Origin of the sequence: Uruburuella testudinis (assembly GCF_022870865.1) — a bacterium.
GTDB classification, from domain to species: Bacteria; Pseudomonadota; Gammaproteobacteria; order Burkholderiales; family Neisseriaceae; genus Neisseria; species Neisseria testudinis.
This window is the reverse complement of sequence record NZ_CP091508.1, coordinates 333,605-348,609: the sequence shown is the minus strand read 5'-3', so window position 1 is coordinate 348,609 and position 15,005 is coordinate 333,605. Positions and strand designations below refer to the sequence as shown.

Annotated in this window: 12 protein-coding genes; 2 read left to right on the top strand and 10 right to left on the bottom strand. The window is 55.9% G+C overall.

Annotated elements, in window-relative coordinates:
- Nucleotides 1-126: 126 nt before the first annotated feature.
- Both parC and LVJ83_RS01530 read right to left on the bottom strand, forming a co-directional pair.
- A complete protein-coding gene (parC, locus tag LVJ83_RS01535) occupies nucleotides 127-2,430 on the bottom strand; it encodes a DNA topoisomerase IV subunit A (protein WP_244785638.1) in 2,304 nt (767 codons plus the stop codon).
- A gap of 132 nt (nucleotides 2,431-2,562) precedes the next feature.
- Entirely contained in the window at nucleotides 2,563-3,288 is a 726-nt protein-coding gene (locus tag LVJ83_RS01530; protein ID WP_244785636.1) for an aspartate/glutamate racemase family protein, read from the bottom strand.
- A 354-nt stretch (nucleotides 3,289-3,642) separates the two neighbouring features.
- Between LVJ83_RS01530 and LVJ83_RS01525 the strand changes: the two genes are divergently transcribed.
- On the top strand, nucleotides 3,643-5,124 hold the full coding sequence (locus LVJ83_RS01525) for an NCS1 family nucleobase:cation symporter-1 (RefSeq protein ID WP_244785634.1): 1,482 nt from the start codon (nucleotides 3,643-3,645) through the stop codon (nucleotides 5,122-5,124).
- A gap of 31 nt (nucleotides 5,125-5,155) precedes the next feature.
- Here LVJ83_RS01525 and LVJ83_RS01520 read toward each other — a convergent pair whose 3' ends face one another.
- From LVJ83_RS01520 to murC, 6 genes are all read right to left on the bottom strand, one after another.
- On the bottom strand, nucleotides 5,156-6,829 hold the full coding sequence (locus LVJ83_RS01520) for a hypothetical protein (RefSeq protein ID WP_244785632.1): 1,674 nt from the start codon (nucleotides 6,827-6,829) through the stop codon (nucleotides 5,156-5,158).
- Between the two features lie 29 nt (nucleotides 6,830-6,858).
- A complete protein-coding gene (gene ftsZ, locus LVJ83_RS01515) occupies nucleotides 6,859-8,028 on the bottom strand; it encodes a cell division protein FtsZ (RefSeq protein ID WP_244785630.1) in 1,170 nt (389 codons plus the stop codon).
- A 142-nt stretch (nucleotides 8,029-8,170) separates the two neighbouring features.
- The gene (gene ftsA, locus LVJ83_RS01510; RefSeq protein WP_244785628.1) at nucleotides 8,171-9,406 is read right to left on the bottom strand and encodes a cell division protein FtsA; all 1,236 of its coding nucleotides are present in this window, start codon (nucleotides 9,404-9,406) and stop codon (nucleotides 8,171-8,173) included.
- 21 nt (nucleotides 9,407-9,427) lie between these two features.
- On the bottom strand, nucleotides 9,428-10,189 hold the full coding sequence (locus LVJ83_RS01505) for a cell division protein FtsQ/DivIB (protein WP_244785626.1): 762 nt from the start codon (nucleotides 10,187-10,189) through the stop codon (nucleotides 9,428-9,430).
- Entirely contained in the window at nucleotides 10,179-11,090 is a 912-nt protein-coding gene (locus LVJ83_RS01500; protein ID WP_244785624.1) for a D-alanine--D-alanine ligase, read from the bottom strand. Before LVJ83_RS01500 ends, LVJ83_RS01505 begins: the two co-directional genes overlap by 11 nt.
- A 32-nt stretch (nucleotides 11,091-11,122) precedes the next feature.
- Nucleotides 11,123-12,529 (bottom strand): UDP-N-acetylmuramate--L-alanine ligase, encoded by a 1,407-nt coding sequence (murC, locus tag LVJ83_RS01495; protein ID WP_244785622.1) that lies wholly within the window; start codon nucleotides 12,527-12,529, stop codon nucleotides 11,123-11,125.
- Between murC and LVJ83_RS01490 the strand changes: the two genes are divergently transcribed.
- Nucleotides 12,528-12,686, top strand: coding sequence for a hypothetical protein (locus LVJ83_RS01490; RefSeq protein WP_244785620.1), 159 nt, complete (start codon nucleotides 12,528-12,530; stop codon nucleotides 12,684-12,686). The two genes, murC and LVJ83_RS01490, sit on opposite strands and share 2 nt — an antisense overlap.
- Before the next feature lie 3 nt (nucleotides 12,687-12,689).
- Here LVJ83_RS01490 and murG read toward each other — a convergent pair whose 3' ends face one another.
- Both murG and ftsW read right to left on the bottom strand, forming a co-directional pair.
- Nucleotides 12,690-13,757, bottom strand: a complete 1,068-nt coding sequence (gene murG / locus LVJ83_RS01485; RefSeq protein ID WP_244785618.1) for an undecaprenyldiphospho-muramoylpentapeptide beta-N-acetylglucosaminyltransferase — start codon at nucleotides 13,755-13,757, stop codon at nucleotides 12,690-12,692.
- 5 nt (nucleotides 13,758-13,762) lie between these two features.
- Nucleotides 13,763-14,923 (bottom strand): putative lipid II flippase FtsW, encoded by a 1,161-nt coding sequence (gene ftsW, locus LVJ83_RS01480; RefSeq protein ID WP_244785616.1) that lies wholly within the window; start codon nucleotides 14,921-14,923, stop codon nucleotides 13,763-13,765.
- Nucleotides 14,924-15,005 lie beyond the last annotated feature (82 nt).

The following is a 15,005-nucleotide window of genomic DNA, read 5'->3' as shown; positions in this document are numbered from 1 at the left end:
CGCATGCAGCCGTTGTTGCTTTTATTCTGTTTTGAAACTTCAGATATCCTGCCGGAATAATTGCATTCTAGCGGAAAACCATTATTGTTGATATTACGGCAACGGCTATTTACATCACACACACCGTCAACCGCCACTCAAACCTTTCAGACGGCCTGATATATCCAGCATCTTGCCCTTGCGGCCGCGTTTGTTTTCAATATCCCGAATCCGCAGCCGATCGCTGTGTGCCGCGCCGCGCTTGCCGGTGCTTTCCACCACAAACTCAGGCGTGCTCACCACCACGGCATGCGCCAGCTCTTCGCCGTCGGCCAGATTCATCAATTGCAGGCCGCGCCCTTTGCTCATTACTTTCAACTCGCCCAAGGCAAACGCCAGCAAACGGTTGCCGCTGGAGGCGAGCACCACTTTGCAGTCGGGGTTAATCAGCGATACGGCATACACGGTTTGCGGCGACAGCACTTTCTCCCCCGCTTCCAACGTCATCATCACTTTGCCGGCTTTCACACGGCCGATCATATCGCCCAGCTTGGCGATAAAGCCGTAGCCGCCGCTGTTGCTGAGCAGGTAATGCTGCTCGGGCAGGCCGGTCATCATCGCCACCACTTCGGCGCCGTTTTTCAATTCGATCAGCGAACCGATGGGCACGCCGTCACCGCGCCCGCCGGGGATTTCAGCCGCATCGAGCGTGTAGGTGCGCCCGTGTGAATCGAGCACCACCATCGGCCACACGCTGCGCCCTTCCAGCACCTGTTTGAGGCCGTCGCCTTCTTTGAAATTGGTTTGGCTCAAATCGAGACTGTGGCCGACACGGCTGCGTATCCAGCCTTTGGCCGACAAAATCAGCGTAATCGGCTCATCGGCAGTGGTTTGCGTGAGTGTGGCGCGGCTGGCTTCTTCTACCAAGGTGCGGCGGGCATCGCCAAACTGCTTCACATCGGCCTGCATCTCTTTAATAATCAGTTTGCGTTTTTCGCCCTCATCGCCCAACAAAAGATTCAGACGGCCTTGCTCTTCGCGCAATTCGTTTAATTCTTTTTCCAGCTTGAAGCCTTCCAAACGGGCAAGCTGGCGCAGGCGGATTTCGAGAATGTCTTCGGCCTGAATGTCGGTAAGGTCAAACGCCGCCATCAATTCGGGTTTGGGCTCGTCTGCTTCACGAATCACGCGGATAACTTCATCAATATGCAGAAACGCAATCATGCGCCCGTCGAGAATGTGAATGCGTTTTTCCACTTGGTTCAAACGGAATTTCAGACGGCGTGTGACGGTAATCACGCGGAAATCCAGCCATTCCTGCAAGATGGTTTTGAGGTTTTTTTGCGCCGGGCGGTTATCCAAGCCCATCATCACCAGATTCATCGACACATTGCCTTCGAGGCCGGTTTGCGCCATCAGCGTGTTGATGAAGTTTTCCGGCTCGATGCGGCTGGATTTCGGCTCGAACACCAAGCGCACGGGCGATTGGCTGTCGCTCTCGTCGCGCACTTTTTCTATTAAATCGAGCATCAGTTTTTTGGTGTTGAGCTGGTCTTGGTTGAGCTGTTTTTTGCCGGCTTTGGGTTTGGGATTGGTTTGCTCTTCGATTTCGGCGAGGATTTTTTGCGCACTGGTATTCGGCGGCAATTCACTCACAATCACACGCCATTGGCCGCGCGCCAGCTTTTCGATCTCATAACGCGCACGCACGCGCACGCTGCCTTTGCCGGTTTCATAAATATGCTGTAAATCGGCCGCAGGCGTGATGATTTGGCCGCCGCCGGCAAAATCGGGGGCGGGAATATACTGCATCAGATCGGCAACATTCATGCCCGGCTTTTTCAGCAGCGCAATCGCGGCTTGGGTGACTTCGGTAAGATTGTGCGACGGGATTTCGGTGGCCAGGCCGACGGCGATGCCCGAAGCACCGTTGAGCAACACCATCGGCAGCCGTGCAGGCAGGTGCAGCGGTTCTTCAAACGCACCATCATAGTTGGGCACGAAATCAACCGTGCCCATATTGATTTCGGAAAGCAGCAATTCGGCAATCGGTGTCAGCCGCGCCTCGGTATAACGCATGGCCGCCGCGCCGTCGCCGTCACGCGAACCGAAGTTGCCGATGCCGTCGATCAGCGGATAGCGCAGGGTGAAATCTTGCGCCATACGCACCATCGCATCATAGGCCGAAGCATCGCCGTGCGGATGGTATTTACCGAGAATTTCGCCGACCACGCGTGCCGATTTCACCGGCTTGGCGCCGTGGCTCAAGCCCATGTCTTTCATTGCATACAGAATGCGGCGCTGCACCGGCTTTTGGCCGTCTGAAACATCAGGCAGCGCGCGGCCTTTGACCACGCTCATGGCGTATTCGAGATAGGCGCGTTCGGCGTATTGGCCGAGCAGCAGATAGTCGTCGCCGGTGGCGGCGGGCGCTGTGGTGTGTTCGTTCATGAATAATAGCAAACCGCATAAATTACATACATGTTGTTATTGTAAAGCAATTTAAGCTTTTTGGCTGCAAGATACATGGTGCGGCTTTTATGCCCATGCAAAACCCGGGGTATTCTTAATGGTCAGAACACCCTAGCGACTAAACCGGCTCATACCGCCGGTAAAGGTCTTCGGCAGCGGGTAGGCCAAATCACCGTGTTTGCCGGTTTTCAGACCCAGCATCACCAGCATTTCCGCCAGCTTCAGCGCCGCCGCCACCCCGTCTACCACCGGCACCTCCACAGCCGCTTCGATTTCGGCGCGGGCGTGCGACATGCCGCCACATCCGAGCACGATGGCGCCGGCACCGTGCTGATCGCGCGCCTGCACGGCATGGCGGATAATGGCTTCAACGGCAGCTCCGTTATCCAAATCGAGCACCGGTAAATCAACCGCACCGACATGGCAGCACAACGATGCCATGCCGTATTGTGCCAGCAGGTGATGCGCCATAATCACGGTGCGCTGCATGCTGGTAACCACCGCAAAACGCGGCGCCAGCATGGCTGCGGTGCTGAAAGCGGCTTGAGCAATGCCGATCACCGGCGCATCAGTCAGCTCGCGCGCCGCCCAAATGCCCGGATCGCCGAAACAGGCCAATATATAGGCGTCTACCTGTTCAGCGCAGCCCTGCAAAATTTCATCACACACACCGATAACGCTTACCGCTTCGTCAAAATGCGATTCGATCGACACCGGCCCCTGCGCCGATGTCACGGCCGACAGCACCGTGCCGGGCGCAGCGTAAGCACGAACGCTTTGAAACATGGCCTCGGTCATGTGTGCCGAGGTATTGGGGTTGATCAGGCGGATATGCATGGTGTTTCCTTTCGGTGAAACTGGTTTCAGCATCAGATAATATGCGCATATTGTCAACAATCATAGATTATATTGTCAACAATTTATGCGTTAAAATAAATTTAATTTAAAATAATCAACCTTGAATCTTCCGGCTATAAAAAATTTATGGTTATTTTTTATAGCGTGTTTGAATTATATTGAGCATTTTCTTCGACAGGTGCACACTTTCACGCAATGAAATAACCTGATTGATTGAAATTTGCACAATGGCACCGTCATCCAAACAGATGCGGGCAAACGGTTATTGCAGCAGATTTCCCGATATTTTCACCTCATTATTTTTTAACCATGCAGTCAAATTGGGAGCGCTAAATGGAAAAAACCTTCGATTCTGTGATAGACGGTGCAATGGCACCCTCTGCCGGGCAAACCGATAGTGTATCGGAAGAATACAGCCATAAACTTTATAATAATGATTTGGCGCCGCTCTCCGGTGCCCGGCAAAACTGGTCGTGGTATAACATTTTTGCTTTCTGGATGTCTGATGTGCACAGTGTTGGCGGTTATGTGTTTGCCGGCAGCCTGTTTGCCCTCGGCCTGCACAGCTGGCAGGTATTGATATCGCTGATTGTCGGCATTGTGATTGTGCAGTTTTTATGCAATCTGGTCGCCAAACCCAGCCAGCAGGCCGGTGTGCCTTATCCGGTGGCCTGCCGCATGGCATTCGGGGTATTCGGCGCCAATGTGCCGGCGGTCATCCGCGGTTTGATTGCGGTGGCCTGGTACGGCATTCAAACTTTTCTGGCCTCAAAATCGCTGGATATTCTGATTTTGTGGGCGTTTCCTGCCGCACAAGGGTTGGCGGAAACCAGCCTGCTGGGCTTGTCGCTGTTGGGCTGGCTCAGCTTCGGCATTATGTGGGTATTGCAAGCCGCTGTATTTTGGCACGGCATGGATACCATCAAAAAATTTATCGATTGGGCGGGCCCTGCCGTTTATGTGGTGATGCTGCTGCTGGCCATCTGGATTGTGCAGCGCGCCGGCTTGAGCAACATCAGCCTGAATCTGGGCGAGGTCAAATATTTCGGCAGCGATGCCATTTTGCCGATGCTAACCGCCATCGCGTTGGTGGTGTCTTATTTTTCAGGGCCGATGTTGAACTTCGGCGACTTTTCACGCTACGGCAAAAGCTTTAAAGCCGTGAAAAAAGGCAATTTCTGGGGGTTGCCGATCAACTTCACACTGTTTGCCCTGGTGACTGTGATCATTACTTCCGGCACCATTCCGGTATTTGGCGAAATGCTGACTGACCCCATCGACACCGTAGCCCGCATCGATAATGTCGGCGTGATGCTGTTGGGTGCCTTTACTTTTGTGACCGCCACCATCGGCATCAATATCGTGGCCAATTTCGTATCGCCCGCCTTCGATTTTGCCAATGTGGCGCCGCAGCACATCAGCTTTCGCATCGGCGGTTTTATTGCTGCCATCGGCTCGGTGTTTATCATGCCCTGGAATCTGTTTAACTCTCCGGAAACCATCCACTATACTCTGGATATGCTTTCTGCCTTTATCGGGCCGCTGTTCGGCATCTTGCTGGCCGATTTCTATATCGTCCGCCAGCAAAAAATCGATGTCGACGCCCTCTACAGCACCCGCCCCGACGGTGCTTACTGGTATCGCGGCGGCTGGAACATCAAAGCATTGCTGGCGCTGATACCGCCGGTGGCGGTCGGCGTGAGCATTACCTTGGCCGGCATCAAACCTCTGGCCGACTTCAATTGGTTTATCGGCTGCGCCTTGGGCTTTATTCTGTATCTGCTGCTGATGAAACGCAGCGACAATACCATTTAACCGATGAGCAAGCTGAGCCTGCCGAAGCCTTTTATGTCAACATAATGGCTTCGGCAGGCTCAGCTATCTGCATTGGGTTGGCCGTCTGAAATGGGCTGGCCGTCTGAAATGGGCTGGCCGTCTGAAATGGGTTGGCCGTCTGAAATGGGTTGGCCGTCTGAAATGGGTTGGCCGTCTGAAATGGGTTGGCCGTCTGAAATGGGTTGGCCGTCTGAAATGGGTTGGCCGTCTGAAATGGGTTGGCCGTCTGAAATGGGTTGGCCGTCTGAAATGGGTTGGCCGTCTGAAATGGGTTGGCCGTCTGAAATGGGTTGGCCGTCTGAAATGGGTTGGCCGTCTGAAATGGGTTGGCCGTCTGAAATGGGTTGGCCGTCTGAAATGGGTTGGCCGTCTGAAATGGGTTGGCCGTCTGAAATGGGTTGGCCGTCTGAAATGGGTTGGCCGTCTGAAATGGGTTGGCCGTCTGAAATGGGTTGGCCGTCTGAAATGGGTTGGCCGTCTGAAATGGGTTGGCCGTCTGAAATGGGTTGGCCGTCTGAAATGGGTTGGCCGTCTGAAATGGGTTGGCCGTCTGAAATGGGTTGGCCGTCTGAAATGGGTTGGCCGTCTGAAATGGGTTGGCCGTCTGAAATGGGTTGGCCGTCTGAAATGGGTTGGCCGTCTGAAATGGGTTGGCCGTCTGAAATGGGTTGGCCGTCTGAAATGGGTTGGCCGTCTGAAATGGGTTGGCCGTCTGAAATGGGTTGGCCGTCTGAAATGGGTTGGCCGTCTGAAATGGGTTGGCCGTCTGAAATGGGTTGGCCGTCTGAAATGGGTTGGCCGTCTGAAATGGGTTGGCCGTCTGAAATGGGTTGGCCGTCTGAAATGGGTTGGCCGTCTGAAATGGGTTGGCCGTCTGAAATGGGTTGGCCGTCTGAAATGGGTTGGCCGTCTGAAATGGGTTGGCCGTCTGAAATGGGTTGGCCGTCTGAAATGGGTTGGCCGTCTGAAATGGGTTGGCCGTCTGAAATGGGTTGGCCGTCTGAAATGGGTTGGCCGTCTGAAATGGGTTGGCCGTCTGAAATGGGTTGGCCGTCTGAAATGGGTTGGCCGTCTGAAATGGGTTGGCCGTCTGAAATGGGTTGGCCGTCTGAAATGGGTTGGCCGTCTGAAATGGGTTGGCCGTCTGAAATGGGTTGGCCGTCTGAAATGGGTTGGCCGTCTGAAATGGGTTGGCCGTCTGAAATGGGTTGGCCGTCTGAAATGGGTTGGCCGTCTGAAATGGGTTGGCCGTCTGAAATGGGTTGGCCGTCTGAAATGGGTTGGCCGTCTGAAATGGGTTGGCCGTCTGAAATGGGTTGGCCGTCTGAAATGGGTTGGCCGTCTGAAATGGGTTGGCCGTCTGAAATGGGTTGGCCGTCTGAAATGGGTTGGCCGTCTGAAATGGGTTGGCCGTCTGAAATGGGTTGGCCGTCTGAAATGGGTTGGCCGTCTGAAATGGGTTGGCCGTCTGAAATGGGTTGGCCGTCTGAAATGGGTTGGCCGTCTGAAATGGGTTGGCCGTCTGAAATGGGTTGGCCGTCTGAAATGGGTTGGCCGTCTGAAATGGGTTGGCCGTCTGAAATGGGTTGGCCGTCTGAAATGGGTTGGCCGTCTGAAATGGGTTGGCCGTCTGAAATGGGTTGGCCGTCTGAAATGGGTTGGCCGTCTGAAAAAAAGCCCGCACGTTGTGCGGGCTTTTTTTCAGACGCGATATCAGTCTGCCTGGCGGCGCAATACGGCGGGAATTTCAAAATCGTCCAACACCGATTGATTGGAGAAATCTGAGGCGGTCAGGTTCATGCTGCGCGGTTCGCGGTTGGGGCGGAGCACGCCGCCCATACCCGGAAAGCCGTCGTCGGTGCCGGTGGCCTGCGCTTGTTTGACCATGCGCAGATTATTGCCGCCGGTGTTTTGGTTTTCTTTCAAACCGGTGGCGATGATGGTCACGCGGATGGCATCTTCTTCCATCGCTTCATCTTCGGCCGTACCGTATTTGCGCTCGGCATCGGGGTGGGCGTATTCGTCTACCACTTTCATGATTTCGCGGTATTCCGACATTTTCAGGCAGCCCGGAGCGGTGGTGATGTTAACCAAAACGCCGCGTGCGCCGTCTAGAGTAACATCATCCAGCAGCGGGCTGGAAATGGCTTGTTCGGTAGCCAGGCGGGCACGGTCGATGCCTTGTGCCGCACCAGAGCCCATCATGGCCATGCCCATGATGCTCATCACGTTTTTCACGTCGGCGAAGTCAAGGTTGATAAAGCCGGGACGGGTCACCACTTCGGAAATACCGGCTACGGCATCGCGCAATACGTTGTCGGCAGCACGGAAGGCTTCTCGCACGGTCACGTCTTCACCTAAAGCAGTCATCAGTTTGTCGTTCGGAATCACAATCAGCGAATCCACTTGGCTTTTCAGGTGATCCAAGCCTTCTTGGGCGATGCTGATGCGTTTGCCTTCATGGCCGAAGGGGCGCGTGACCACGGCTACGGTGAGAATGCCCAGCTCTTTGGCGATTTCGGCAATCACGGGCGCGGCGCCGGTGCCGGTGCCGCCGCCCATGCCGGTGGTGATAAACAGCATATGGGCGCCGCGGATAGCGTCGGCAATGGCTTCACGGTCTTCCTGTGCGGCGGCACGGCCGATTTCGGGGTTGGCACCCGCACCCAAACCGCGGGTCAGGTTAACGCCCAGCTGAATGCGCTTGGCGGCATTGTTTTTACCTAAAGCCTGCGCATCGGTGTTGGCGCTGATAAATTCTACGCCTTGCACGGTGTTGTCGATCATATTGTTGATGGCATTGCAGCCGCCGCCGCCGATACCGATCACTTTGATTACCGCAGGGCTTGCGGCAGACTCTACTACGTCGTAAACCAATTCCATAACTACTCCTCTGCGCCCTGCGTCAGGACGAAAACGTGATGACTCGAATAATAAACTGTTGACATTATATAAGAACTACAAGCCCGATTGCAAAAGGCTTCTTACAACTTTACGTTCGCTCCGGCATGTATTTGCAGGCGCGTTAAAAATTATTTTTCAACCACTCTTTTATTTTGACCAGCAAGCTTTCCTGCGGTTCCTTAACCGCCACGGCGCCGCTGACGGAGCTGCCGTAGACATCGCCGCGCGCAGCTTGCAGCAGGCCGATGGCGGTGGCATAACGCGGGTTGCGGATGCGCTCGGAAACACCGCCCATTTCATGCGGCACGCCGATACGCGCCGGCAGGTTGAACACGTCTTCCGCCAAATCAACGATGCCGGTCAGCAGCGAGGCGCCGCCGGTCAGCACCACGCCTGATGTGAGCACTTCTTCGGGAAAGCCGCTGCGGCGCAATTCATTGAGGGTCAGCTCCAAAATTTCTTCTACCCGCGGCCCGATTACGCTGGCCAATACGCGGCGGGAAATCTGACGCGGCTGGCGGTCGCCCACGCTGGGCACTTCAATCATTTCATCGAGACCGTCCATGCTGGCGATGGCCACGCCGTGGTTGATTTTGATGTATTCGGCGGCATTGTGCGGCGTGCGCAGGGCTTGCGCCAAATCTTTGGTAATCAAATCGCCGGCCACCGGAATCACCGCGGTGTGTCGGATGGCGCCGTTGGTATACACGGCGATATCGGTGGTGCCGCCGCCGATATCAATCACACACACGCCCAAATCTTTTTCATCTTCGGTCAGCACCGCCTGGCCGCTGGCCAAGGGTTGCAGCATGATTTGATCCATGTGCAGGCCGCAGCGGTTAACGCATTTTTGAATGTTTTGCAGCGCGGTAATGGCGCCGGTGATGATGTGTACGCGCGTATCGAGGCGCACGCCGCTCATGCCGATGGGCTCTTTCACGCCGGGCTGGTTGTCGATGATGTATTCCTGCACCACGGTATGCAAAATGTTGTGGTCGGGCGGAATATTCACGGCTTTGGCGGTTTCGATGGCGCGGTCGATATCTGCCTGCGACACTTCGCCGTCTTTGATTTTTACCACGCCTTGCGAATTGAGGCTGCGAATGTGGTTGCCGGCGATGCCGGTGGTGACGCTGTCGACCTTGCAGTCGGCCATCAGCTCGGCTTCGTTCATGGCTTGTTTGATGGCTTGTGCGGTGGCGTCGATGTTGGTCACCATGCCGGCTTTCAGGCCGCGCGAAGGCGCCTGACCCAAGCCGACGATATGGATTTCGTTGTCTTCCTGCACTTCGCCGATAAGCGCAATCACTTTAGAGGTGCCGATATCCAGGGCACTGATGTATTTGCCTTTTACCATGATGTTCCATTCATTTTCGTGTTACTGTTGATTTTCTGCGGCCGCCCCTGAAGCCTCTGCTTGGGCGGTGGCGCCTGTTTCTTCGTCGCGGTTGCGGTGGCGTACGGCAAAGCCGTCTTTATAGCGCATGTCGACATAATCCAAATTACCCTGCTGCGCCCGCAAAATACCGGGCCATACGGCAGCAAACCTTTGCAGGCGCGGCGTTTCCTGCTCGCGCCCCAAGCGCACGTTGACGCCATTGGTCAGCACCACCGACCAGGCTGAGCGCGGTGTGTATTCAAGCTTGGCAATCGCCAAACCTTGCGGCTCGAGAATGCGGCTGAATTCGGCATAATGCGCCACCATGGTTGCGCCGGTGCCCGGCTGGCCGTCGAATTCGGGAAACGTCTCGTCTGTGGCCGCCTGAAACACCCGGCCGTCGCTGTCGACCAGGCCGGCGCCTTGCCAACGCGCCACCGGAATCCGCTCGACCAGATGGATTTCCACCACATCAGGCAAACGGCGGCGCACTTGTGCTTTGGCAATCCACGGCAGTTTTTCAAATGCTTGCTGCGCGCCGTTGAGATCGGCGCTGAAAATATTGCCGCGGATATATTTTTGCGCCACGGTTTGCAACTGGCTGCTGCTGACACGCTGCAAATCGCCTTCGATTCTGACCTGCTTAATCGGAAAATGCGGCGAATGGTAAAGCCATACCGCGCCCGCGCCCAGCAACAGCAGCAATACCAGGGTAAACAGCCATCGGGTGATGCGCCGCATGGCGCCGGCATTATCCCACATGTGCACGCTTCAAGATTTCAACACATAAATCGGCAAAGCTCAAGCCGCTTTCCGCCGCCGCTTTCGGCACCAGGCTGTGGCCGGTCATGCCGGGCAGGGTATTGATTTCAAGCAGGTAAAGTCTGCCCTCGGCATCTTTCAAGAAATCAACACGGATGCAGCCTTCTGCGCCGATGGCGTCGGCACTGCGTATGGCCAGCGCGCGTATTTGCGCCTCACCGGCCTCGTCCAAATCCGACGGGCATTGGTATACCGTGTCGTCGCGGTTGTATTTGGCTTCGTAATCGTAAAATTCGGTGGCCGGAATGATGCGGATGCTCGGTAAAGCTTGGCCGTTCAACACCGCGCAGGTGTATTCGCCGCCGCCGATAAAGCGTTCGGCCAGAATTTCGCCGTGCAGGTGTTTGATGGATTGGTAGGCGGCTTTCAGACGGCCTGCTTCTTTTACTTTGACCACACCCACGCTGCTGCCTTCGAGCGCGGGCTTGATAAACAGCGGCAAGCCGAGCCGGCGCTCGACCGCATCAAAATCGCTGTCGTCGTTTAATACCGCAAATTCGGGCACCGGCAGCCCGAGCGCCTGCCACAGCAGTTTGCAGCGGTATTTGTCCATACCGATGGCTGAAGCCAATACGCCGCAGCCGGTATAAGGCATCTGCATGGCCTCCAATGCGCCCTGCACCACGCCGTCTTCGCCGTAAGTGCCGTGCAGCATATTAAAGGCCGTCTGAAAACCTTGTGCTTTCAATTCGCCCAACGGTGTTTGCTGCGGATCAAACAGATGGGCGTCAATGCCTTTGCTTTGCAGCGCTGCCAGCACGGCGCCGCCGCTGTTGAGCGATACTTCGCGCTCGCTGGAAAACCCGCCTGCCAATACGGCCACTTTACCGAAATCTTGCATATTTATTTCCTGTTTCTTGTTCAGACGGCCTGTTACTGCTTGCCGGCTGCCGCCGCTACCAATGCCTGCGGCGCTTTATTGATGCTGCCGGCGCCCATGGTGAGTACGACATCGCCGTCTTGCAATACGTTCAACAAGGTTTGCGGCAATTCGCCCACTTCTTCGCAATAAATCGGCTCCAGCTTGCCCAATACGCGGATGGCGCGTGCCAATGCGCGGCTGTCGGCAGCCACAATCGGCTCTTCGCCGGCAGCATATACCTCGGTGAGCACCAGGCAGTCGGTTTTGCCCAATACGCCGACAAAATCTTCAAACAAATCACGGGTGCGGGTGTAGCGGTGCGGCTGAAAGGCCAACACCAGGCGTTTGTCGGGATAAGCACCGCGCGCGGCGGCCAGCGTGGCCGCCATTTCTACGGGATGGTGGCCGTAATCGTCAATCACCAGCGCCGTGCCGCCGGCAGGCAGGCTGATTTCGCCATAGCTTTGAAAACGGCGGCCGACGCCGGCAAAACCGAGCAAACCCTGTTGGATGGCTTCAACAGGCGCGCCCACTTCCAAGGCCACGCCGATGGCGGCCAGGGCGTTGAGCACATTGTGGCGGCCGGGCATGTTCAGCACCACTTCAAACGGCGCCACACCTTCCTGTTCGGCATGTACGGTAAAGCGCATTTGAGCGCCGTCGGTTTGAATATCGGCGGCATAAATATCGGCATCTTCGTCCAGCCCGTAGGTGGCAAAAGGCTTGCTGATTTGCGGCAGAATCGCGCGCACATGCTCGCTGTCGATACACAAAAACGCTTTGCCGTAAAACGGCATGCGGTGGATAAAGCTCACAAACGCCTGATGCAGCTTGTCGATGCTGTGGTTGTAAGTGTCCATGTGGTCGGTGTCGATGTTGGTTACCACCGACATGATGGGGGTCAGGTGCAGAAACGAGGCGTCCGATTCATCGGCTTCGGCCACAATGTATTCGCCTTTACCCAAACGGGCGTTGGTGCCGGCGGCGGTGAGTTTGCCGCCGATGACAAAAGTCGGATCCATACCCGCCGCCGCCAAAATCGAGGCGGTGAGGCTGGTGGTGGTGGTTTTGCCGTGAGTGCCGGCAATGGCGATGCCGTCGCGAAAGCGCATCAATTCAGCCAGCATCAGCGCGCGCGGAATCACGGGGATTTTGCGCTCTTGTGCCGCCATCACTTCGGGGTTGTCTTTTTTCACGGCGGTAGACGTGACCACCACATCGGCATCGGCCACATGCGCTTCGGTGTGGCCGGGGTAAACCTGAATGCCCAAACTGCTCAAATGTTGGGTCACGGCACTTTGCGCCTGATCGGAGCCGGATACTTTAAAACCGAGGTTGTGCAAAACTTCGGCAATGCCGCTCATGCCCGAGCCGCCGATGCCGACAAAATGAATGTTGTTTACTCTGTTTTTCATCATGGTTTCAGTTCCCAAACCTCGTGTTTCAGACGGCCTTGAAATGCTCGAAAAAGGTTATTTTAAAGGCCGTCTGCAATCTGCGCCATGCTTTTATTGTAAAGGCGGTCAAAGGCCGTCTGAAAACATGCGCCGCATCTTTGCCATTCAGACGGCATAAAGCTTACGCCGCCACCGCAACGGCGGCTTGCGCCACATCGTCGGCGCTGTCGGGCAGGGCCAGCGTGCGGGCATTTTGCGCCCACTGCAAACATTGTCCGCGGCTCAACCCGCCCAACACTTGCGCCAGCTTTTCGGCAGTCAGCTGCGACTGCGGCAGCAGCAGCCCCGCCTCGGCATGCACCATAAAGCGGGCGTTGGCGGTTTGATGGTCGTCGACGGCATGCGGATAAGGCACCAGCAGCGCGCCCACACCGGCAGCGGTCAGTTCGGCGATGGTAAGCGCACCGCTGCGGCAAACCACTACATCGGCCTTACGGTAAGCCGAGACCATGTCGTCGATAAATTCCACACACTCGGCATCCACGCCCAACTGCGTATATTCCGCCTGCAAATTGCCCAACTTATTGCGGCCCGATTGGTGGTAAATCTGCGGCCGTTCGTTTTCAGACAGCAGCGCCAGCGCTTTGGGCATGGTCTGATTCAACACATCGGCACCCAAGCTGCCGCCCATCACCAATACTTTCAGACGGCCTTCTCTGGCGGCAAAACGCGTTTCCGGCGCAGGCAGGTTGGCGATATCGGCGCGCACGGGGTTGCCCACCAGCCCGTCGGCATTATCAAAGGCGCGCGGAAACGCATACAATACGCGCTGCGCCCAGCGGGCAAGCTGTTTGTTGGCCATGCCGGCAATGGCGTTTTGCTCGTGAATCACAATCGGCACACCGGCCATTTTTGCCGCCAGGCCGCCGGGAAACGTGACAAACCCGCCAAAACCGATAACGCCGTCGATACGGTGTTTTTTGATGATTTTAGCCGCTGCCGCCACCGCTTTCGACAAGGTAAACGGCAGCATCAGCTTGCGTTTCCAGCCGTTGCCGCGCACCCCTTTCATGGCCAGCGTTTCCAACAAAATATCGTGTTGCGGCACAATCCGCGTTTCCATGCCGCCTTCGCTGCCCAACCACACCACATGATGCCCGCGCGCGCGCAAAGCTTCGGCCACCGCCAGCGCAGGGAAAATATGGCCGCCGGTGCCGCCGGCCATCAATAAAAAGGTTTTGCCGCCCATTTCAGTTATCCTTCCACTTTATAACCGCGCATTTTCAAGCGGTTTTCATAATCCACCCGCAACAGCAGCGCCATGCTGACCAGCATCACAATTACGGCCGAGCCGCCGTATGACATCAGCGGCAGCGTGAGCCCTTTGGTGGGCAGCAGGCCGATATTCACACCGATATTGAAAAAGCTTTGAATGCCCAACCAGATGCCCACACCTTTAGCCACAAACGCACCGAAATACAATTCCAAATCACGCGCCTGTTTGCCGATGGAAAACGCCCGCCACACCAGCCAGCCGTAGCAGAAAATCAACACGCAGATGCCCGCCATACCAAATTCTTCGCCAATCACCGCCAAAATAAAGTCGGTATGCGCTTCGGGCAGATAAAAACGTTTTTCGAGGCTCGCACCCAAGCCCACGCCGAACCATTCGCCGCGCGCAATCGCCATCAGCGAATGGGTGAGCTGGTAGCCCTTGCCCAACGGGTCTTCCCACGGATTCAGAAACGCCGTTACCCGCGCCACCCGGTAAGGCGCTATTGCAATCAGTCCGGCCATGCTCAGTAAGCCCATGCCCACCATCATAGAAAACCATTTCCACGGCAGCCCGGCCAAAAACAGCAAACCCAAGGCCACCACGGTCACCACCACAAACGAGCCGAAATCCGGCTCCAGCATAATCAGCCCCAGCCCGATACCCACCGGCACACCGGCAAAAGCCACTTTTTTAAACTGCTTCAAAATCTCGGCACGGCGGGTAAAAAAGCTGGCCAGATAAAGAATAATCGCCAACTTAAACACTTCCGTCGGTTGCAGGTTGACCGGCCCCAAGTGAATCCAGCGTTTGGCACCGTTGATTTCACGGCCGACAGCCAACACTGCTATCAATAAAATCACGCTGAAAATCAGAATTTTCGGCGTATGTTTTTTCCACTTGGCCATCGGAATTTTGGCCGCCACCAGCCCGGCTGTCGTGCCGGCGGCCAGAAACACCGCCTGCCGGCCGAGGTAAAACCATTTGTCGCCGCCGTCGTGCGCGGCATAGGCAATCGAGGCGGAATAAATCATCAGCAGGCTGAACGACAGCATCAGCACCACCATCCACAACAGTGACTGGTCGATTTTATGGCCGCTTTTCAAGATTTTGCGGTCGAGGATTTTGGATTCGGTAATCATATCAACATCATCATTTTCGGTTTTCAGACGGCCTGTATCAGAAAGGCCGTCTGAAAACCCTTCAAAAAAGCCGGCCGGATCA